This is a genomic window from Kosakonia sp. ML.JS2a (assembly GCF_025642095.1).
Classification (GTDB): domain Bacteria; phylum Pseudomonadota; class Gammaproteobacteria; order Enterobacterales; family Enterobacteriaceae.
Genome location: NZ_CP106754.1, coordinates 539,117 through 561,245 on the forward strand (window position 1 = coordinate 539,117; position 22,129 = coordinate 561,245).

Below are 22,129 nucleotides of genomic sequence, written 5' to 3' on the forward strand. Positions count from 1 at the left end.
TTACGCATTTTTCGCACGAGATGAAAGGCCAAACTTTGACCAATCCTCTGTTGTAGATCAAGGAATCGCCAGCAACGGCAGGGGTTTAAAATAATAAATCATATTTATCATTAGGTTACTAGAAAGAGAAAAATTTTGTTAAGGCGATAAATTCACGCAAGTAATCGTTTTTTGTGGGGAGATAAGCGAGCGGATTGCTTTTTTTTCGTGCAAAAAGGGCGGGTTTTGCGAACCTGCTCGCATTTTTTGACCTGACAATTTTGGGGATTATTCGACAAGCCGATACCCCCGCAGCGGTTGTTACTGGGGCGGCTGAGGGTGAATTGTGGTGGGTAAAAGACTAAAAAGACGAAGGCTTGAAAGCGTGGCCCGCAGGCCACACTGAGAAGCTTATTTTTTCTGACCGGTGATGCGGCACCACTCCTCTTTCTCCACCACCGGATCGAGGGTGAAGACGTCGGCATAGGCTTCACAGACGCTATCCGCCTGGCTGGCAAGGATACCGGAAAGGCCCAGTAAACCGCCCTCAACGGGCAGCACGCTGATTAACGGCGCCAGTTCACGCAACGGGCCAGCCAGAATGTTGGCGACCACCACATCGGCCTGCATGGCCTCTGGCTGATCTTTCGGCAGATAAAGTTCCAGCCGTTCAGACACGCCATTGCGCTGGGCATTATCGCGGCTTGCCTGAATAGCCTGCGGATCAATATCAATACCGATCGCTTTTGCCGCGCCAAGCTTCAGAGCGGCGATCGCGAGGATCCCGGAACCACAACCGAAGTCGATCACCGTCTTGCCGGTAAGATCCAGCCCGTCCAGCCATTGCAGGCACAGCGACGTGGTCGGGTGAGTACCGGTGCCAAAAGCAAGCCCGGGATCGAGCATCACGTTAACCGCCTTAGGATCCGGGACATCGCGCCAGCTCGGGCAGATCCACAGACGCTCGCCAAAACGCATCGGGTGGAAGTTATCCATCCATTCGCGCTCCCAGTCTTTATCTTCCAGTTGCTCAATCTTGTGGGCGAAGCCTGCGCCCAGCAGCGGGTGGAAAGCGAGTTGGGCGATAACATCATTCATCTCGGTTTCGGCATCGAACAGGCCGATAACATCGGTATCGCCCCACAGGCGCGTTTCGCCCGGCAATGGCTCGAACACCGGCGTATCATGCGTGTCCTGGAAAGTAATGGAAACGGCGCCCGCTTCCATCAGGGCATCGCTCAGCTCTTCGGCGTTAGCGCCGGTGGTGTTCAGTTTCAGTTGGATCCAGGGCATGTCTTAACTCTTTATTGATTAACAGAGATAGTCGGAGCCTGCGGCGCGGGTTGACCAAAACGGTTCCCGACGACGAAAGCCAGCAAACTTAGCAGCAACGAGGGCACAATCGGGTGGAAGCCCAGGTACTGAATATTAAAGGTGGCGAGCACGGCATACAGCACGCCACCGACAATCATGGCGCTGAGTGCGCCCACCGCGTTCGCGCGCTCCCAGTAAAGCCCCAGCACCAGCGGCCACAGGAACACGGCTTCAAGCCCGCCAAACGCCAGCAGGTTCAGCCAGATGATCATCTCCGGCGGGCGCCATGCCGCCAGCATCATCAGGATCCCAAGCACCAGGGTGGTGATCGTGGAGATGCGTTTCAACCGCTGCTCATGATGCATTTTAGTCGGCTGTGCGTTGAGCCACAGATCTTTCACGATCGTCGCGGAAGCCTGCAGCAGATGCGCATTCACATTCGACATGATCGCCGCCATCGGCGCAGCGAGAAACAGACCCGCCGCCCAGGGCGGCAGCACTTCAACCATCAACGTTGGGATCACCTGATCCGGTACCGACAGATGAGGCAGCACGGCACGGCCCAGTGCGCCTGCCAGATGCATGCCGAGCATTAGCAGCGCAATGACGACAGTGCCGATAACGATGCCGCGATGCACGGATTTACTGTCTTTATACGAGATGCAGCGTACGGCGGTGTGCGGCAGGCCAATCACACCGAAACAGACCAGCACCCAGAATGAGGTCATAAATGCCGGGGTGAGAATATCCGACGCGCCGTGCGGGCTGACCAGTTTGGGATCGATATGTTGCAAGGTGTCGACCGCATTGTGCAGGCCTCCTGCAGCATGGATCACCCCGACCAGCAGCACCAGGGTGCCAACCAGCATCACCATTCCTTGCATCGTGTCGTTCAATACGCTGGCGCGGAAGCCGCCAAACGCGGTGTACAACGCAATCGTAATGCCGAAGATCAGCAGCCCGGTTTCGTATTTAATGCCGGCAGCGGTTTCCAGTAAACGCGCGCCGCCAATAAACTGCACCGCAATGGCGCCAACAAACGCCACCAACAGGCTGACGCTGGCAATCCAGACCACCGCGCGGCTTTGGTAGCGCGCCATCAGCATATCGTTAAGGGTGATGGCGTTATAGCGGCGCGCCAGAATGGCGAACTTCTTGCCAAGAATACCCAGCGACAGCCAGATAGTCGGCACCTGGATCATCGCCAACAGCACCCAACCCAGCCCGAATTTATAAGCAGCGCCTGGCCCACCGATAAAAGAACTGGCGCTGACATAGGTGGCGGTCAGCGTCATGGCCAGCACAAAGCCGCCCATCGAACGGCTACCGAGGAAATACTCGCTCAGGAAGGTTCCGCTGCTGCGCTGGCGCATAGCGTAGAAAGAGAGGCCAAAAACCACAATTAAATAGATAACCAGTACGGCAATGATTTCATTCTGCATCGTTATCCTCCAGGGCGATATCGCGGAAGATAAAACGCACCATTGCCCAGCACAGCAAAATAAACACCAATGGCGTGAGCAGGCAGGCCAGCTCAAACCAGCGCGGCAGCCCGGTGAATCCCTGCGCGGAATCGGGTAGGTAAGCACACACTAACCAGGCAGCCAGATAAAGAAGGGTCAGCCACAGCGCCCAGCGGGCTTCTTTGTGGGCCTGAACAAAACGCTTGTCCATTGTATTCCCTTGTGGATGAAGAAAGCGGGGATTGTACCCTATGGCAAAGATGAGGGGAGAGAAAAAGAAAAAAGGCCGGAAAATCCGGCCTCTTGTGCTGCTTGCAGATTATTTTTCCTGCAAACCGAGTTTTTTCTCCAGGTAGTGGATGTTGGTTCCACCGCGCTGGAAATTCTCGTCGCTCATAATACGCATCTGCAGATCAACGTTGGTTTTAATACCGTCGATAATCAGCTCCTGCAGCGCATTCTTCATACGTGCAATCGCGACTTCGCGGGTTTCACCAAAGCAGATCAGCTTGCCGATCATTGAATCGTAATACGGCGGGACAGTGTACCCGGCGTAAATGTGCGATTCCCAACGTACACCAAAACCGCCCGGCGCGTGGAAACGCGTGATTTTACCCGGACTTGGCAGGAAGGTGTTCGGATCTTCGGCGTTGATACGGCACTCTACCGCATGGCCTTTAACAATCACGTCTTCCTGTTTGATGGACAGCGGCTGACCCGCGGCAATACGCAACTGCTCTTTGATCAGGTCAACGCCGGTGATCATTTCGGTTACCGGGTGTTCAACCTGAATACGGGTGTTCATCTCAATGAAGTAGAACTCACCGTTTTCGAACAGGAACTCGAACGTACCCGCTCCGCGATAACCGATTTCAACACAGGCTTTCGCACAGCGTTCACCGATAAAGCGACGCAGTTCCGGCGTGATGCCCGGTGCGGGTGCTTCTTCAACCACTTTCTGGTGACGACGCTGCATGGAGCAGTCGCGCTCGGCCAGATAGATAGCGTTGCCCTGGCCATCCGCCAGTACCTGGATCTCGACGTGGCGAGGATTTTCCAGGTATTTCTCCATATACACCATGTCGTTGTTGAAAGCGGCTTTCGCTTCCGCACGAGTCATGGCGATAGACTGCGCCAGATCGGCATCTTTACGCACAACGCGCATACCGCGACCACCGCCGCCGCCGGATGCCTTGATGATCACCGGGTAACCAATGCGTTTAGCATGGGCGCGGTTCACATCGGCATCATCGCCCAGCGGGCCATCAGAGCCGGGTACGCACGGTACGCCAGCCAGTTTCATCGCGTTGATTGCAGACACTTTATCGCCCATCAGGCGGATGGTTTCTGCTTTCGGGCCGATGAAGATAAAGCCGGAGCGCTCAACCTGCTCAGCAAAGTTGGCGTTTTCGGAAAGGAAGCCATACCCCGGGTGAATCGCAGCCGCACCGGTGATTTCGGCAGCAGAGATAATTGCCGGGATATTCAGATAACTTTTTACGGACGGCGCCGGACCGATACAGACTGTTTCGTCCGCCAGCAGTACGTGTTTTAAATCGCGATCCGCAGTGGAGTGCACAGCGACAGTCTTGATGCCCAGCTCTTTACAGGCACGAAGAATACGCAGTGCAATCTCGCCGCGGTTGGCGATAACAATTTTATCCAGCATGTGCGCCTCGTTACTCGATGACGACCAGCGGCTCGTCAAATTCAACCGGTTGGCCACTTTCAACCAGAATGGCTTTCACCACGCCTGCTTTATCGGCTTCGATCTGGTTCATCATTTTCATCGCTTCAACGATGCACAGGGTGTCGCCCACGTTGACTTTCTGGCCAACTTCACAGAACGCTTTCGCGTCCGGGCTCGGGGTACGATAGAAAGTCCCGACCATCGGGGAACGTACGATGTGACCACTGATTTCTGTCGCTGCCGGTGCTTCCATTGCTGGAGCGGCTGTCGGTGCTACAGCGTTAGACAGTGCAGGTTGTTGCATCATCGGTGCGGCATAAGCCTGCTGCATCACCGGGAAACCTGCATTCGGCGCGCTACGGCTGATGCGTACTGACTCTTCGCCTTCAGAAATTTCCAGTTCAGAGATGCCTGATTCTTCAACCAGCTCGATCAGTTTTTTAATCTTACGAATATCCATGAGTGGGTTCCGTACTCTTGTTTAGTGTGATTGTGACAAGCGTTTTACCGCTGTCTGTAAAGCGTATGAATAACCATCCGCACCGAATCCGCAGATAACGCCAGCGGCGATATCAGACAGATAAGAGTGGTGGCGGAACGGCTCCCGCGCATACACATTGCTGAGGTGGATCTCGATAAACGGGATGTCCACTGCCAGCAATGCATCGCGGATAGCGACGCTGGTGTGCGTAAATGCGGCCGGATTGATCAGGATAGAGTCCACGGTATCTTTAGCCTGATGAATACGGTCGATAATTGCGTACTCCGCGTTAGACTGAAAATGCGTCAGTTCCACATCAAGCGCTGCTGCTTCGGTACTCAACTGCTTAACAATATCGTCCAGCGTCAGCGTGCCGTACTTCTCCGGCTCACGGGCGCCGAGCATATTAAGGTTCGGTCCGTTCAAAAGCAAAATGTGGAACTTGTCAGCCATTATGCTGCTATCTCCTGCGATTCGCCGGTAAAAAACAAAATATACCTTCGATGCGCGATTGTCACCTTTTCAGAGGCTAAAAACCCCTGTCAGGAAAACCAAAGTCGCACATTATAACGATTTCGTAGCATTTGGCAGCTAAATACTGGTCTTATCAGGGAAGATTATCCATCACCGCCAGCAGCATGGCTGTGAATGATAGAAGATCTGCGGGAAAGTGCACAGAATGAAACGCTAATGCCACCATTGGCGGAACTTCTTATAACGCCATGCTAATAGCGCCAGCGCGATGATTGCATAGATCACCGGCTGTGGTGAGAGGATCTTCACCGACCAGAGATAGTGAATAGGCGCGAGGATCGCCACCAGATAGACGAAGTTATGCAATTGCTGCCAGCGTTTGCCCAATTTACGTTGCGCCCACTGTGTCGACGTTACCGCCAGCGCCAGTAAAATGAGCCAGCTTACCGCGCCGAGCATTAAATAGGGCCGCGTGGTCAGTTCCTGACCCAACAGCGCCAGATTGTTGATGCCCAGTTCCAGCAAGGTATAGCTGGTCAGGTGCAGCGTCGCCCAGGCAAAACACCATAATCCCAGCAACCTGCGGGTGCGGATCAATAAAGGTTGCTTTGCATAACGCGCCAGCGGGGCGACCAGCAGCGTGGCTAACAGGAATTTTAGCGCCATTCTGCCGGTAAAATGCTGAATATCTTTTGCCGGATCGGCACTGAAATAGCCCTGGCTTGCAGCCCAAAACAGCCAGATAAAAGGCAATAACCCCGCCAGATGGAGAAGGACTTTAAGCCAGGTCACCTGTTTTGCCGTTAAACGCACTCAGAAATTCTCCCGTAAATCTAACCCACGGTACAGCGAAGCCACCTCTTCAGCGTAGCCGTTAAACAGTAACGTTGGCTGGCGTTTTACATCCAGCACGCCGCCTGAACCAATAAAACGTTCGGTAGCCTGCGACCAGCGAGGGTGGTCAACATGCGGATTCACGTTGGCGAAAAAACCATACTCGTCGGGAGCTGACAGGTTCCATGTCGTAGGCGGACGCTGGCTGGTCAGCTTGATACTGACAATCGACTTAATGCCTTTAAAACCGTATTTCCACGGCACTGTCAGGCGAATGGGTGCACCGTTTTGCGGCGGCAGCGCTTTACCGTAAACGCCAACGGTGAGCAGCGTTAGCGGATGCATAGCTTCATCTATACGTAATGCTTCGACGTAAGGATACGCAAGGCCGCCGCCAATAAAGCGATCCTTCTGTCCTGGCATCTCTTCTGGTGCGTAGCGCGTCTGGAAGGCAACATATTTTGCCTTGCTGGTGGGTTCAACCTGCGCCAGCAGTTTATGCAGCGGGAAGCCAATCCACGGCACGACCATTGACCAGGCTTCCACGCAGCGCATCCGGTAAATGCGCTCTTCCAGCGGGAAGCGCGACGTCAGCGCATCATGGTCGAGGGTTAATGGCTTTGCGACTTCACCATCAATGGTTAATGTCCAGGGATCGGTTTTCATCCCGCCAGCGTTGGCGGCGGGGTCGGCTTTATCCAGACCGAATTCGTAGAAGTTGTTATAACCGGTGACCTTATCTTCCGGCGTCAGCGCCAGCGTGGATTGCCACGTCTCCGGTTTAGTGAAATCAAGGGCCTTACCGGACGGGGCTTTCGGGCGGTCATGGCCTTTAAACCAGTCCAGTAAATCAGCATGGCCGCTGGCGGGAAGGGTTAGCGCAGTTGCGCCAATGCCCAACATCTTCAATACCTGTCGGCGTTGTAACATAAAAACGGATTCGGCGGTTATGTCGGCTTCGGTCAGTTTTTTCTTCATGGCATCCTCCGCTACTCTCTCCTTAAGCATGGTGGAAACAATGCGTTAGTGCGAGTGGGTGTGTGTTACCAAACATTGTAAACTGAGCGGCTTAACTATTTCTTTGGCTTATTGATGATTGGAAAATAATTTCTGAGGTCTATACTCGCAATAATGAAATACGGTGCCGTTTTATTGCCAATATCAGCAGGCTATTTCGGGGGCGTAAATACGCCGAAGTTAGTACTCACCAGGGTGACGTTATCCCGGTCGGAACCGTCTCGTTCTTTATATAAACGGAGTTAACACAGGGATGCGATTAACGACGAAATTCTCAGCATTTGTGACGTTACTGACGGGACTGGCGATCTTCGTTACCCTGATTGGCTGCTCATTCAGTTTTTATACTGCTATCCAGAATAAGGTTGCTAACCGCGTACAAGCGGTGGCGGCCGTTGTTGACGCGCGTTTGATCTCCTCCTCGCCCTCTGCTCTGTTGCATCAGCTTGATGAATTAATGGTGCCGGTAGACATCATCGGCATTGATATCAGACAGGGCGAACACGTCATCCTGAGTTACACCCGTAAAAGTACTTACCGCCCGGCAGGCAGCAACTATCAATACCGGGAATTGCAGATTCCTTCGGTGAAAAACCCGGGGTTTGTGATCACGCTGGCCTATCAGGATCCGATGGCGAACTATTTCCGTTCGCTGCTGACGACCGCGCCGCTAACGCTGGCGATCGGCTTTATGATCGTCATTATCTTTCTGTCGGTGCGCTGGCTGCGCCGGCAACTCTCCGGGCAGGAGTTGCTGGAAACGCGCGCCACGCGGATCCTCAATGGCGAGCGAGGCCCGCAAGTCCGCGGCAGCATTTATGAATGGCCGTCGCGCACCAGCAGTGCGCTGGATGTGCTGCTGACGGATATCCAGTTCGCCAGCGATCAACGCAGTCGTATGGATACGCTCATCCGCTCTTACGCCGCGCAAGATACCCGTACTGGCCTCAATAACCGTCTGTTTTTTGATAACCAGTTAGCGACCTTACTGGAGGACCAGGAAAAAGTCGGCGCGCATGGCGTGGTGATGATGATCCGCCTGCCGGACTTTGACCTGCTGCGCGATAGCTGGGGATTGTCGGCGGTCCAGGAGCATCTCTTTGCGCTGATCAATTTACTCTCTACCTTTATTATGCGTTACCCCGGTGCGCTGCTGGCCCGTTATCATCGTAGTGATTTTGCGGTTCTGCTCCCACACCGCACGTTAAAAGAAGCGGAAAGTATCGCCGGGCAGATCCTCAACGCGGTGGATGGCTTGCCGCCGAGCAAAATGTTGACCCGCGAAGATATGATGCATATCGGGATTTGCGCCTGGCGCAGCGGGCAGTCCACCGAACAGGTGATGGAGCACAGTGAAGCTGCCGCGCGCAATGCGGTGCTGCAAGGTGGTAATAGCTGGTCAGTGTATGATGACTCGTTACCGGAACAGGGACGTGGCAATGTTCGCTGGCGCACGATGATTGAGCAGATGTTAAGCCGGGGTGGGCCGCGTGTTTACCAGAAACCGGCGGTGAATCGCGACGGGCTGGTGCATCATCGGGAATTAATGTGTCGTATTTTCGACGGCGAGCAGGAAGTGATTGCCGAAGAGTATATGCCGATGGTGCTGCAATTTGGTTTATCCGAAGAGTATGACCGCCAGCAGGTGACCCGACTGATTCCGTTTATTCGTTTCTGGCCGGAAGAGAATCTTGCTATGCAGGTGACGGTTGAGTCGCTGATCCGCCCGCGTTTTCAGCGCTGGGTGCGCGATACGTTAATGCAGTGCGAAAAATCGCAACGTAAACGGATTATTTTTGAACTTGCCGAGGCGGATGTTTGTCAACACATCAGCCGGTTACAGTCGGTTGTGCGTTTGATCAATGCATTAGGCGCTCGCGTGGTGGTGAATCAGGCGGGGCTGACGTTGGTCAGCACCAGTTGGATTAAGGCATTGGATGTTGAGTTATTAAAGCTGCATCCGGGGCTGGTCAGGAACATTGAAAAACGCGCGGAAAACCAGTTGCTGGTTCAAAGCCTTGTGGAAGCGTGCAAAGGCACGCGAACGCGGGTTTTCGCCACGGGCGTTCGCTCCCGGGGGGAATGGCAGACGCTGGCGGAATGTGGTGTTGTGGGTGGACAGGGTGATTTCTTCGCTGCTTCTCAACCGCTCGATACCAATGTGAAAAAATATTCGCAAAGATATTCGGTTTGAACTGCTGTTTAAGCCGTTTTCACGTAGAATAATGCGCGCTGCTGTGTATGGGGGTGTGCTTGCCTGCCCGCCGGATCGTTGCAGCACTTTAAAAGCCGGTTTGACCTTTGACAGGTTGTAAACGCAGGGTACTGGAACAGGTGGATTTTATCGCTTCCGGACGAAGTCATGTCGTTTTGCAACAAAGGAAACAAACTGCACTAATTTTCACCGTAGCAGACAGTTTTTGCGCCTTGTCGCTGCTGCGTGTGGTTGGTAAAGTAAGCGGATTTTGTTTCCGCCCCAGCTTTCAGGATTATCCCTTAGTATGTTGAAAAAATTTCGTGGCATGTTTTCCAATGACCTGTCCATTGACCTGGGTACCGCGAATACCCTGATTTATGTAAAAGGACAAGGCATCGTATTGAATGAGCCTTCCGTGGTGGCCATTCGCCAGGATCGTGCCGGTTCACCGAAAAGTGTAGCCGCTGTCGGTCATGAAGCGAAACAGATGCTTGGTCGTACGCCGGGCAATATCGCTGCTATCCGCCCGATGAAAGACGGCGTTATCGCTGATTTCTTCGTGACCGAAAAAATGCTGCAGCACTTTATTAAACAAGTGCACAGCAACAGCTTTATGCGTCCGAGCCCGCGTGTACTGGTTTGTGTTCCGGTTGGTGCGACCCAGGTTGAACGCCGTGCAATCCGTGAATCCGCACAGGGTGCTGGCGCCCGTGAAGTGTTTCTGATTGAAGAACCGATGGCTGCTGCGATTGGCGCAGGCTTACCGGTTTCTGAAGCGACCGGTTCAATGGTTGTGGATATCGGTGGTGGTACCACCGAAGTGGCGGTTATCTCCCTGAACGGTGTGGTGTACTCCTCTTCCGTGCGTATCGGCGGTGACCGTTTCGATGAAGCGATTATTAATTATGTGCGCCGTAACTACGGTTCTCTGATCGGTGAAGCGACCGCAGAGCGCATCAAACATGAAATCGGCTCTGCGTACCCGGGCGATGAAGTGCGTGAAATCGAAGTGCGTGGCCGTAACCTGGCTGAAGGCGTACCGCGTGGCTTCACGCTGAACTCCAACGAAATTCTGGAAGCGTTGCAGGAACCGCTGACCGGCATCGTAAGCGCTGTAATGGTCGCACTGGAACAGTGCCCGCCGGAACTGGCGTCCGATATCTCCGAACGCGGTATGGTATTGACCGGCGGCGGCGCGCTGCTGCGTAACCTCGATCGCCTGTTGATGGAAGAGACAGGTATTCCAGTTGTAGTTGCAGAAGATCCACTGACTTGCGTAGCGCGTGGCGGCGGCAAGGCGCTGGAAATGATCGACATGCACGGCGGCGACCTGTTCAGCGAAGAATAGTCCGTGTCAGATTCGGGGCGATACGTCGCTCCGAATCTGGCTGGCCTGAGAATACGCAAAGCCTATGAAGCCAATTTTTAGCCGTGGCCCGTCACTGCAGATTCGTCTTTTTCTGGCGGTCCTGGTGGCGCTCGGAGTCATTATTGCCGACAGCCGCCTCGGTACGTTCAGCCAAATCAGAACGTACATGGATACTGCCGTCAGTCCTTTCTATTTTATTTCTAACGGTCCTCGCGAATTATTGGACAGCGTTTCACAAACGCTGGCGTCGCGCGATCAGCTTGAGCTTGAAAACCGGGCATTGCGTCAGGAACTGCTGCTGAAAAACAGCGAGTTGCTGATGTTAGGGCAGTATAAGCAGGAGAACGCGCGCCTGCGTGAACTGCTGGGTTCGCCGTTGCGTCAGGATGAGCAAAAAATGGTGACCCAGGTGATCTCCACGGTGAATGATCCTTACAGCGATCAGGTGGTTATCGATAAAGGCAGCGTCAACGGCGTTTATGAAGGTCAGCCGGTGATCAGCGATAAAGGCGTGGTGGGGCAGGTTGTCGCGGTCGCGAAACTCACCAGCCGGGTGCTGCTGATTTGCGATGCGACCCACGCGTTGCCCATCCAGGTGCTGCGTAATGATATCCGCGTGATTGCCGCCGGTAACGGTTGCACCGATGATCTCCAGCTGGAACACCTGCCCGCGAACACCGATATCCGTGTCGGCGACGTGCTGGTGACCTCTGGCCTTGGTGGACGTTTCCCGGAAGGTTATCCGGTGGCGGTCGTTTCCTCGGTAAAACTGGATACACAGCGTGCTTACACGGTGATCCAGGCGCGTCCGACGGCGGGTCTGCAACGTCTGCGTTATCTGCTGCTGTTATGGGGCGCGGATCGTAACGGTTCTAACCCAAGAACGCCGGAAGATGTCCATCGCGTTGCGAATGAACGTCTGCTGCAAATGATGCCGCAGGTACTGCCTTCTCCGGATGTGATGGGGCCGCCAGCGCCAATGCCCGCGCCGGCGACCGGCATGACACAACCGCCTCCGCCAGCCTCGACGGGAGGGCAATAGTGGCAAGTTACCGTAGCCAGGGGCGCTGGGTTATCTGGCTCTCGTTTTTCATTGCTCTGTTGCTTCAAATTATGCCCTGGCCGGATGACATCATTGTCTACCGGCCAAACTGGGTGTTGCTTATTCTGCTTTACTGGATCCTGGCGTTGCCGCACCGCGTAAATGTCGGTACGGGTTTCGCCATGGGTGCCATACTGGATCTGATTAGCGGATCCACACTTGGCGTACGTGCGTTGTCGTTAAGCATTGTCGCCTATCTGGTCGCACTGAAATTTCAGTTATTCCGTAATCTGGCGCTCTGGCAACAGGCGCTGGTGGTAATGTTGTTGTCGCTGGCTACCGAAGTGATTGTCTTCTGGGCGGAATTTTTAGTGATTAACGTTTCGTTCAAGCCTGATATTTTCTGGAGCAGCCTTGTCAATGGCGTGCTCTGGCCATGGCTGTTCCTGTTAATGCGTAAAATTCGCCAGCAGTTCGCGGTGCAATAAAGGTTTTTATGACAGATATCTGGCTTGCTTCCGGCTCCCCTCGTCGTCAGGAACTGCTCACTCAGTTGGGCGTAACGTTCAGGCGCATTATTCCGGGCATTGAAGAACAGCGTCAGGCGCAGGAATCCGCCCGGCAATACGTAACGCGGCTGGCGCGAGAGAAAGCGCAGGCGGGCGTGGCGATGGCAACGCAGGATCTGCCGGTGCTGGGTGCTGACACCATCGTGATATTTAATGGTGAAGTGCTTGAAAAACCGAAAGACTCCTCGCATGCTGCCAGTATGTTGCGTCAGCTTTCCGGGCAAACACATCAGGTGATGACCGCAGTCGCGCTGGCGGACAGCCAGTATCTGCTCGATTGCCTGGTGGAAACGGAAGTGACCTTCAGAGTGTTGTCAGACGCGGATATCGCCGCTTATGTTGCCAGCGGCGAGCCACTGGATAAGGCGGGCGCTTATGGTATTCAGGGCGCCGGCGGCTGTTTTGTCAGGAAGATTAACGGTAGCTATCATGCCGTTGTGGGGTTACCGCTGGTGGAAACCTGGGAATTGCTGAGCAATTTTAACGCACTGCGCGAGGGAAGAGATAATCATGACGGCTGAATTACTGGTCAACGTAACACCATCGGAAACACGCGTCGCGTATATTGACGGCGGTATCCTTCAGGAAATTCACATCGAGCGTGAAGCACGGCGCGGGATAGTAGGCAATATCTACAAAGGTCGGGTTAGCCGGGTTCTGCCGGGTATGCAGGCGGCTTTTGTAGATATTGGTCTGGAAAAGGCGGCGTTCCTTCACGCCTCCGACATTATGCCGCACACCGAATGCGTCGCCGGGGAAGAGCAGAAGAACTTCACCGTCCGCGATATTTCTGAACTGGTCCGTCAGGGACAGGATCTGATGGTGCAGGTGGTGAAAGATCCCCTCGGCACGAAAGGCGCGCGCCTGACCACGGACATCACCCTGCCTTCACGTTATCTGGTGTTTATGCCGGGCGCTGCACACGTGGGGGTTTCCCAACGTATTGAAAGTGAAGCCGAGCGTGAGCGCCTCAAGCAGGTCGTGGCTGCCTATTGCGATGAGCAGGGCGGTTTTATCATTCGCACGGCGGCGGAAGGTGTGTGCGAAGAGGATCTCGCCTCTGATGCCGCCTATCTCAAGCGCGTCTGGACCAAGGTGATGGAGCGCAAAAAGCGCCAGCAGTCGCGCTGCAAACTGTATGGTGAACTGGCGCTGGCGCAGCGTGTGCTGCGCGATTTCGCCGATGCTCATCTCGACCGTATTCGCGTTGACTCCCGGCTGACGTTTGAAGCGCTGCTGGAGTTTACCGCAGAGTACATCCCGGAGATGACCAGCAAGCTTGAGCACTACAGCGGGCGGCAGCCGATTTTCGATCTCTTTGATGTGGAAAACGAAATTCAGCGCGCGCTGGAGCGTAAAGTTGAGCTGAAATCGGGCGGCTATTTGATCATTGATCAGACCGAGGCGATGACCACGGTGGATATCAATACCGGCGCGTTTGTCGGCCACCGTAACCTCGACGACACTATCTTCAACACCAACATTGAAGCCACTCAGGCGATAGCCCGCCAGCTACGTTTACGCAACCTTGGCGGCATTATTATTATCGATTTCATCGACATGAATAATGAGGATCATCGCCGTCGCGTGCTGCACTCGCTGGAGCAGGCATTGAGCAAGGATCGGGTGAAAACCAGCATCAATGGTTTCTCCCAACTTGGGCTGGTGGAAATGACCCGCAAGCGTACACGTGAAAGCGTGGAACATGTTCTGTGCAATGAATGCCCGACCTGTCATGGCCGCGGCACCGTAAAAACGGTGGAAACCGTGTGCTATGAAATCATGCGCGAGATTGTGCGTGTGCACCATGCTTACGATTCCGATCGTTTCCTGGTTTATGCTTCTCCGGCGGTGGCGGAGACGCTGAAAGGCGAAGAGTCACACGCGCTGGCAGAGGTGGAAATCTTCGTCGGTAAACAGGTCAAAGTACAAATCGAGCCGCTCTATAATCAGGAACAGTTCGACGTAGTAATGATGTGATTGCGCAGCGCGCTGCAACACGAGCGGGTCTGGTTGTTGGGTTGACAAGGAGAGAGGCGTGAGGCGACTGCCGGGGATATTGCTGCTTACAGGAGCGACGCTGATTGTCATCGTGGCGCTGCTGGTGAGCGGGTTACGCCTTGTTCTTCCCCATCTGGATAACTGGCGTCCGCAAATTCTGGCGCAGATCGAAGCCCGCACGGGCATCGCGGTTCAGGCCGAGCAGATTCAGGCGCGCTGGGAGAATTTCGGCCCTGAGCTGGAAGTGCGCGATATTCACGCCTCGATGAAAGACGGCAGCGATCTTTCCATTAAGCGCGTAACGCTGGCGCTGGATATCTGGCAGAGCCTGTTACACCTGCGCTGGCGGTTCCGCAATCTCACCTTCTGGCAACTGGTCGCACATACCAACACGCCGCTACAACGCAACGATACGGGCGATGCCCTTGAGACGGATCGCATGAGCGATCTGTTCCTGCGTCAGTTCGATCACTTTGATCTGCGCGACAGCCGCATCAGCTTCCTGACCCTTTCCGGCCAACGTGCCGAACTGGCGATCCCGCAATTAACCTGGCTCAACAGTAACGATCGGCACCGTGCAGAAGGGCAAGTCAGTCTTTCCAGCCTGACCGGCCAACACGGCATTATGCAGGTGCGAATGGACCTGCGTGATGACAACGGGTTACTGAACAATGGGCGTGTCTGGTTGCAGGCGGATGATATTGATGTCAAACCCTGGCTTGGCGAATGGATGCGGGACAACGTTGCGCTCGATAGCGCGCGCTTCAGCCTGGAAGGCTGGATGGCGCTGAATAAAGGCGTGGTCGAAAGCGGCGATGTCTGGTTAAAGCGGGGCGGCGCCAGCTGGCAAGGGGATAACAGATTACACCGGATGACGGTGGATAACCTTACGGTACACGTGTCGCGCCAGCAGCAGGGGTGGCAGTTTGATGTGCCTGCTACGCGTATTGCCATTGATGATCGTGCCTGGCCGCAAGGTTCGCTGAGTTTTGCCTGGGTTCCGGCGCAGGAAGCTGGCGGGGCAAGCCGCGTTCAGAGCGATGAGTTGCGTGTGCGCGCCAGTAATCTTGAGCTCAGCAGGCTGGAAGGGTTGTTGCCGATTGCCGAGAAAATCTCGCCGCAGCTTTACAGCATCTGGGGCACGATGCAGCCCAGCGGGCTGCTGGAACAGTTAGCACTGGATATTCCGTTGCAGGCTCCCGATAAAACGCGTTTTCAGGCACGCTGGAAAGATATCGCCTGGAAGCAGTGGCAGCTACTGCCTGGCGTGGAGCACGTGGGCGGAACACTTGAAGGAAGCATGGGGGACGGGCGGCTGACCGTGAATATGGCGCAAGCGAAGATGCCGTATGAGACCGTGTTCCGTGCGCCGCTGGAGATTGAAAAGGGCGAGGCCACGCTGAACTGGCAGCAGAACGAACACGGTTTTCAGCTCGATGGGCGCAACATTGATGTGCAGGCCAATGCCATTCATGCTCATGGCGGTTTCCGTTATCTTCAGCCGCAGGATGATGAACCCTGGCTCGGTATTCTGGCGGGAATCAACGTTACGGATGGCGGTCAGGCATGGCGTTATTTCCCGGAAAATCTGATGGGCAAAGCGCTGGTGGATTATCTCAGTGCGGCCATTCAGGGCGGTCAGGCGCAAGATGCCACGCTGGTCTATGGCGGCAACCCGCGCCTGTTCCCGTACAAACACAATGAAGGCCAGTTTGAAGTGCTGGTACCACTGCGTAATGCAACGTTTGCTTTCCAGCCTGACTGGCCGGCGCTGAAAAATCTCGATATTCAGCTCGATTTTATTAACGATGGCCTGTGGATGAAGAGCGATAACGTCGCGCTCGGCGGAGTGACGGCCAGCAATCTCACCGCGAATATCCCGGACTACGTAAAAGAAAAACTGCTCATCGATGCCGACATCAACGGGCCTGGCAAGGCGGTAGGCCCCTATTTTAAAGAGACGCCGCTGCATGATTCTCTTGGCAATGCGCTGGAAGAGCTGCAAGTTGATGGCAATGTGAATGCTCGCTTACATCTTGATATCCCGCTGGACGGCGAGAAGACGACCGCCAAAGGCGATGTCATGCTGCGTAATAACAGCCTGTTTATCAAACCGCTTAATAGCACCCTGAAAGATCTCAGCGGTAAGTTCAGCTTTGTGAACGGCAATCTGCAGAGCGAGCCGCTACAGGCCACCTGGTTTAACCAGCCGCTTAACGTGAATTTCTCAACCACTGAAGGCGACAAAGCCTATCAGGTCGCGGTGAATCTGGACGGTAACTGGCAACCTGCGCGCACCGGCGTTTTACCCTCACAGCTCAATGATGCACTGCGCGGCAGTGTGGCGTGGAAAGGGGATGTTGGCATTGAGTTACCGTATCACGCTGGCGCGACCTATAAAGTTAACATCGATGGCGATCTGAATAATCTCGCCAGTACCTTACCGCCGCCGCTGGACAAACAGGCGGGCAAAGCGCTACCGGTCAAGCTGAAGGTGGAAGGGAATCTGCACAGTTTTGATCTCACCGGAAACGCGGGCAGCACTAACCATTTTAATAGCCGTTGGTTGCTGAGTAATAAGCTGGGGCTCGATCGCGGGATCTGGACCTCAGACAGCCGGACTGTGCCTCCGTTGCCGGAACAGAGCGGGCTGGAATTGAACCTTCCGCCGATGAACGGCGCGCAGTGGCTGGGTCTGTTACGCCAGGGGGTGGCGAACAATGTCAGTAACGCCACCACGTTCCCACAAAGTATTACCCTGCGCACGCCAGCGCTGACGCTGGGCGGTCAGCAGTGGAATAACCTGAGCATTGTGTCGCAACCGCAGGCTTCCGGCTCGTTGATTGAAGCACAGGGGCGGGAGATCAGTGGGACTCTGACGCTGCGCGACAATGCGCCGTGGCAGGCTGCTATTCGTTATCTCTACTACAATCCGTCAAGCACCGCGCCCAACGATGATGATATTTCGTCACCTTCCACGCTGCTGCGCGGCAAAACCCGGGTGGATTTCACCGGTTGGCCCGATTTGCAGTTACGCTGCGCAGAGTGCTGGCTGTGGGGGCAAAAATATGGCCGCATTGACGGGGATTTCGCGATTAAAGGCGAGACGATGACGCTGGTCGGCGGCCTGGTCGACAGCGGTCTTGCACGCCTGACGGCTGAAGGCGAATGGGTGAACAAAGAAGGCGCTGAACGTACTTCCATTAAGGGCGCGCTGCGCGGTGATAAGCTCGATTCGGCAATGGGCTTCTTTGGGGTGCCGACACCTGTGCGGGGGGCCTCTTTCGATATCAATTATGACCTGCACTGGCGTAACCCGCCCTGGGAGCCGCAGGAGGAGTCGCTCAACGGTATTTTGCGCACGCAACTGGGCAAGGGGCAAATTACCGATATCAGCACCGGGCATGCCGGGCAGCTATTGCGTCTGTTCAGCGTTGATTCGTTATTGCGTAAGCTGCGTCTGGATTTTAGCGACACATTCAGCAGTGAGGGTTTCTGGTTCGACTCGATTCGCAGCACCGCGTGGATCAAAGATGGTGTGCTGCACAGCGACGATACGCTGGTGGACGGCCTGGAAGCGGATATCGCCATGAAAGGTTCGGTGGACCTGGTCCGGCGGGAACTGGATGTTGAAGCGGTCGTCGCGCCGGAAATTTCCGCTACCGTTGGCGTGGCGGCGGCATTTGCGGTTAACCCGATTGTTGGCGCTGCGGTGTTTGCCGCCAGCAAAGTTCTGGGGCCGTTGTGGAATAAGGTCTCGATTCTGCGTTACCGCATTACTGGTCCGGTGGATCAACCGCAGATCAACGAAGTCCTGCGCCAGGCGCGGACGGATAAAAAGCAATGATTTGACGGCATCAGTGAATTGCCTCAAGCTCCTTATATCGCATTTTTTACTGCCCGAAGTGGCGGCAACGACGAGAAAATAATGATGAGTCTTAATCTGGTGAGTGAACAACTGCTGGCAGCGAATGGCCTGAGCCATCAGGATCTGTTTACCATTCTTGGCCAACTGACCGCGCGTCGTCTTGACTACGGCGATCTCTATTTTCAGTCGAGCTATCACGAATCCTGGGTTCTGGAAGACAGTATCATCAAAGATGGTTCTTATAACATCGACCAGGGCGTAGGCGTACGGGCCGTGAGTGGAGAGAAAACCGGTTTCGCCTATGCTGACCAAATCAGCCTGCTGGCGCTGGAGCAGAGCGCACAAGCCGCGCGCACCATTGTGCGTGAAGAGGGCGACGGGAAGGTAAAAACCCTGGGTGCGATTGAGCATCAGAGCCTCTATACCAGCATCGATCCGTTACAAAGTATGAGCCGCGAAGAGAAGCTGGATATTCTGCGCCGCGTGGATAACGTCGCACGGGCCGCGGACAAGCGCGTGCAGGAAGTCTCCGCCAGCCTGACCGGTGTTTATGAGTTGATTTTGGTGGCGGCAACCGACGGTACGCTGGCGGCGGATGTGCGTCCGCTGGTGCGTCTCTCGGTTAGCGTCCAGGTTGAAGATGATGGCAAGCGCGAGCGTGGTTCCAGCGGCGGCGGCGGTCGTTTTGGTTATGACTGGTTCCTGCAAGAAGTCGATGGCGACGTACGCGCAGATGCCTGGGCCAAAGAAGCCGTTCGTATGGCGTTAGTCAATCTTTCTGCTGTTGCTGCGCCTGCGGGCACTTTGCCGGTGGTATTGGGTGCTGGCTGGCCAGGCGTGCTGCTGCACGAAGCGGTTGGTCATGGGCTGGAAGGTGATTTTAACCGTCGTGGCACATCGGTGTTCAGTGGCCAGATGGGGCAACGGGTCGCCTCTGAACTCTGTACCGTGGTGGATGACGGCACTATTGTCGACCGCCGTGGCTCGGTTGCTATTGACGATGAAGGTACGCCGGGTCAGTACAACGTGCTGATCGAAAACGGCGTGCTGAAAGGGTATATGCAGGACAAAATGAACGCGCGTCTGATGGGGGTTAAACCTACCGGCAACGGGCGTCGTGAGTCTTATGCGCATCTGCCGATGCCGCGCATGACCAACACCTATATGCTGGCAGGTAAATCCACGCCGCAGGAAATTATTGAATCGGTGGATTACGGTATTTATGCGCCGAACTTTGGCGGCGGCCAGGTGGATATCACCTCCGGCAAGTTCGTGTTCTCTACCTCTGAAGCCTACCTGATCGAAAAAGGTAAAGTCACCAAAGCGGTTAAAGGCGCGACGCTGATTGGCTCCGGCATTGAAGCGATGCAGCAGATCTCCATGGTGGGTAACGACCTGAAGCTGGACAACGGCGTTGGCGTCTGTGGCAAAGAAGGTCAGAGTTTACCGGTCGGCGTGGGTCAGCCGACACTGAAAGTGGACAAACTCACCGTCGGCGGTACCGCATAATCACCCCCAGCTCCTCTCCTTCTGCGGGAGGGGAGCATCACACCCTACGGCCTTGCATGCTCTGGTAAACCTTTGCCACGCCGATAAAATAATCCGTCAGGTAGTTAATGCACACCTGCACCTTGAGCGGCAGCTTATCCTTTTCCGTATACAGCGCGTAAACCGGGCGAGGATCCGATTGATAGCGCGGCAGCAGGATCTCCAGCGCGCCATTGTTGATCTCATCGATCACCCACATTAACGGCACAAACGCGATCCCGGCGCCGGCGGTAAGCCAGCGCGTCAGCGTCATCGGATCGTTGGTGACAAAGCGCCCCTGTGGAATCAACCGTGTAGAGATCCCCTCCGGTGCGACCAGCTCAAACTCATTATCCGGACGCACGCTGTATTCCAGCCAGGAATGGTTCGCCAGATCGGCGGGTTTTTCAGGAATGCCGTATTGGGCAAGGTAGTTTTTGGCGGCGCAGACCACCATCGGCATCGCGCCAAGGCGGCGGGAGAAGAGACTGGAATCCTGCAATGCCCCAACGCGGATCACCACATCCAGCCCGTCGGCGATCAGATCCGGCGCCGGGATCCCGGTCACCAGGTTAACCGACAACCCCGGATGCTCTTTCAGCATATCCGCTGTCATTTTTGCCAGCACATTTTGCGCCATGGTTGAAGAACTGCCAATGCGCAGCGTGCCGATAGGCGTGTTGTTAAACGCATAAAGCTGCTCGTGTACATCCTGTACTTCATGCAGCATCCGCCGACAGCCCTGGTAGTAAATTTTTCCGGCTTCGGTCAGCCCCAGGCTGCGTGTACTGCGGTTTAGCAGCTTAACCTGCAACTCATCTTCCAGCTTTGCCACCGTCTGGCTGATGGACGAAACGCTCATTTGTAACTGTCGGGCAGCGGCGGTAAAAGAGCCCAGCTCCACCACTTTGGCAAATACCGACATCCGCTTTAGTCGTTCCATTATTCACTCTGGCTTAAAAGTGATTTAGATCACATTATATAGATAACAGCATAACAGTTACGTTAATATACTGTTAGCTGAATAATCACCCTGGGGCGGCTAAGCCCGGTCAGGGTAAGAAAAAACGCGTCACTCTCGCCTGGCTTTCCTTGCCCTTACTCCTGCGGTGACGTGAGAAAAATTGTCACCTGCGTGCTCTCTAATCAAGGTCAACATGAGTCTGTTTCCCGTAATCGTGGTGTTCGGTTTATCGTTCCCACCGATTTTTTTCGAATTAATTTTGTCACTGGCGATCTTCTGGCTGGTGCGTCGTGTGCTGGTCCCGACCGGGATCTACGACTTTGTCTGGCACCCGGCGTTATTTAATACCGCGCTCTACTGCTGCCTGTTTTATCTGCTGTCGCGCCTGTTTGTTTGAGGTAGATGTGAAAACACTAACAAGAAATATCTCCCGTACCGCAATCACGATGGTACTGGTTATTCTGGCATTCATCGCTATCTTCCGCGCCTGGGTCTATTACACTGAATCGCCCTGGACGCGTGATGCGCGTTTTAGTGCTGACGTCGTCGCCATCGCGCCGGATGTCACCGGGCTGGTCACGTCAGTCAATGTGCATGACAACCAACTGGTGAAACAGGGACAAGTCCTGTTCACTATCGATCAGCCACGCTATCAAAAAGCCCTCGAGCAAGACGAGGCGGATGTCGCCTATTACGAGGCGCTGGTCAGCGAAAAACGTCGTGAAGCCGGGCGTCGTAACCAGTTGGGCGTGCAGGCGATGTCACGTGAAGAAATCGACCAGGCCAATAATACGCTGCAAACCGAACTGCATCAGTTAGCAAAAGCCGTTGCGACCCGCGATCTGGCAAAGCTGGATCTTGAACGTACGATTATTCGTGCCCCGTCGGACGGCTGGGTCACCAACCTCAACGTTTACGCTGGCGAGTTTATCACCCGTGGCTCCACCGCTGTGGCATTGGTGAAGCAGAACACGTTCTATGTTCTGGCTTATATGGAAGAGACCAAGCTGGAAGGCGTCCGCGCGGGTTACCGGGCGGAAGTCACCCCGCTGGGCAGTAATCAGGTGTTGAAAGGAACCGTGGACAGCATTGCCGCCGGGGTGACGAATGCCAGCAGCAGCAATGACAGCAAAGGAATGGCGACCATTGACTCCAATCTGGAGTGGGTTCGTCTGGCGCAGCGTGTGCCGGTGCGTATTCGTCTCGATCAGCAACAGGGGAATTTGTGGCCGTCGGGCACGACCGCCACGGTGGTGGTGACGGGGCAATCCGATCGCGATGAAAGCCAGGACTCTTTCTTCCGCAAAATGGCGCATCGTCTGCGTGAGCTGGGGTAATCG

19 protein-coding genes are annotated in these 22,129 nt (G+C 54.9%); 10 read left to right on the plus strand and 9 right to left on the minus strand.

The features are described from left to right. Positions 1-390: 390 nt before the first annotated feature. From prmA to msrP, 8 genes are all read right to left on the minus strand, one after another. On the minus strand, positions 391-1,272 hold the full coding sequence (gene prmA / locus N7922_RS02565; RefSeq protein ID WP_263099108.1) for a 50S ribosomal protein L11 methyltransferase: 882 nt from the start codon (positions 1,270-1,272) through the stop codon (positions 391-393). Between the two features lie 11 nt (positions 1,273-1,283). Next, positions 1,284-2,735, minus strand: a complete 1,452-nt coding sequence (gene panF / locus N7922_RS02570) for a sodium/pantothenate symporter (RefSeq protein ID WP_263099109.1) — start codon at positions 2,733-2,735, stop codon at positions 1,284-1,286. After that, complete coding sequence (locus N7922_RS02575; RefSeq protein ID WP_263099110.1) at positions 2,725-2,967, minus strand: YhdT family protein; 243 nt, start codon at positions 2,965-2,967, stop codon at positions 2,725-2,727. The genes panF and N7922_RS02575 overlap by 11 nt, the downstream gene beginning before the upstream one ends. A 108-nt stretch (positions 2,968-3,075) precedes the next feature. Continuing rightward, positions 3,076-4,425: an acetyl-CoA carboxylase biotin carboxylase subunit gene (gene accC, locus N7922_RS02580; RefSeq protein ID WP_263099111.1), complete on the minus strand. Its 1,350-nt coding sequence runs from the start codon at positions 4,423-4,425 to the stop codon at positions 3,076-3,078. Between the two features lie 10 nt (positions 4,426-4,435). Beyond that, entirely contained in the window at positions 4,436-4,906 is a 471-nt protein-coding gene (gene accB / locus N7922_RS02585) for an acetyl-CoA carboxylase biotin carboxyl carrier protein (protein ID WP_061492957.1), read from the minus strand. 21 nt (positions 4,907-4,927) lie between these two features. Continuing rightward, a complete protein-coding gene (aroQ, locus tag N7922_RS02590; protein ID WP_263099112.1) occupies positions 4,928-5,380 on the minus strand; it encodes a type II 3-dehydroquinate dehydratase in 453 nt (150 codons plus the stop codon). A 234-nt stretch (positions 5,381-5,614) separates the two neighbouring features. Further along, positions 5,615-6,214: a protein-methionine-sulfoxide reductase heme-binding subunit MsrQ gene (msrQ, locus tag N7922_RS02595; protein ID WP_263099113.1), complete on the minus strand. Its 600-nt coding sequence runs from the start codon at positions 6,212-6,214 to the stop codon at positions 5,615-5,617. Further along, positions 6,215-7,213, minus strand: a complete 999-nt coding sequence (gene msrP / locus N7922_RS02600) for a protein-methionine-sulfoxide reductase catalytic subunit MsrP (protein WP_263099114.1) — start codon at positions 7,211-7,213, stop codon at positions 6,215-6,217. It lies immediately after the preceding gene. A gap of 292 nt (positions 7,214-7,505) precedes the next feature. Between msrP and csrD the strand changes: the two genes are divergently transcribed. The 8 genes from csrD (at position 7,506) to tldD (ending at position 19,807) form a co-directional block, all read left to right on the plus strand. After that, positions 7,506-9,446, plus strand: coding sequence for an RNase E specificity factor CsrD (csrD, locus tag N7922_RS02605; RefSeq protein WP_263099115.1), 1,941 nt, complete (start codon positions 7,506-7,508; stop codon positions 9,444-9,446). Between the two features lie 307 nt (positions 9,447-9,753). Then, entirely contained in the window at positions 9,754-10,797 is a 1,044-nt protein-coding gene (gene mreB / locus N7922_RS02610; protein WP_006818047.1) for a rod shape-determining protein MreB, read from the plus strand. Between the two features lie 64 nt (positions 10,798-10,861). Beyond that, on the plus strand, positions 10,862-11,860 hold the full coding sequence (mreC, locus tag N7922_RS02615; protein WP_263099116.1) for a rod shape-determining protein MreC: 999 nt from the start codon (positions 10,862-10,864) through the stop codon (positions 11,858-11,860). Then, positions 11,860-12,348 (plus strand): rod shape-determining protein MreD, encoded by a 489-nt coding sequence (mreD, locus tag N7922_RS02620; RefSeq protein ID WP_061492963.1) that lies wholly within the window; start codon positions 11,860-11,862, stop codon positions 12,346-12,348. The genes mreC and mreD overlap by 1 nt, the downstream gene beginning before the upstream one ends. A gap of 8 nt (positions 12,349-12,356) precedes the next feature. Further along, the gene (locus N7922_RS02625) at positions 12,357-12,950 is read left to right on the plus strand and encodes a Maf family protein (protein ID WP_263099117.1); all 594 of its coding nucleotides are present in this window, start codon (positions 12,357-12,359) and stop codon (positions 12,948-12,950) included. Further along, positions 12,940-14,409 (plus strand): ribonuclease G, encoded by a 1,470-nt coding sequence (gene rng, locus N7922_RS02630; RefSeq protein WP_061492965.1) that lies wholly within the window; start codon positions 12,940-12,942, stop codon positions 14,407-14,409. Before N7922_RS02625 ends, rng begins: the two co-directional genes overlap by 11 nt. A 58-nt stretch (positions 14,410-14,467) precedes the next feature. Then, a complete protein-coding gene (yhdP, locus tag N7922_RS02635; RefSeq protein ID WP_263099118.1) occupies positions 14,468-18,277 on the plus strand; it encodes an AsmA2 domain-containing protein YhdP in 3,810 nt (1,269 codons plus the stop codon). 84 nt (positions 18,278-18,361) lie between these two features. Then, positions 18,362-19,807, plus strand: coding sequence for a metalloprotease TldD (tldD, locus tag N7922_RS02640; protein WP_263100824.1), 1,446 nt, complete (start codon positions 18,362-18,364; stop codon positions 19,805-19,807). Between the two features lie 37 nt (positions 19,808-19,844). On the opposite strand, the gene aaeR is transcribed toward tldD, so the two are convergent. Next, a complete protein-coding gene (aaeR, locus tag N7922_RS02645; protein ID WP_263099119.1) occupies positions 19,845-20,768 on the minus strand; it encodes an HTH-type transcriptional activator AaeR in 924 nt (307 codons plus the stop codon). A 214-nt stretch (positions 20,769-20,982) separates the two neighbouring features. On the opposite strand from aaeR, the gene aaeX reads away from it, so the two are divergent. Beyond that, positions 20,983-21,186 (plus strand): p-hydroxybenzoic acid efflux pump operon protein AaeX, encoded by a 204-nt coding sequence (gene aaeX, locus N7922_RS02650; protein ID WP_061492969.1) that lies wholly within the window; start codon positions 20,983-20,985, stop codon positions 21,184-21,186. Positions 21,187-21,193: 7 nt separating this feature from the next. Further along, positions 21,194-22,126 (plus strand): p-hydroxybenzoic acid efflux pump subunit AaeA, encoded by a 933-nt coding sequence (gene aaeA, locus N7922_RS02655; protein WP_263099120.1) that lies wholly within the window; start codon positions 21,194-21,196, stop codon positions 22,124-22,126. The last annotated feature ends 3 nt before the right edge of the window (positions 22,127-22,129 follow it).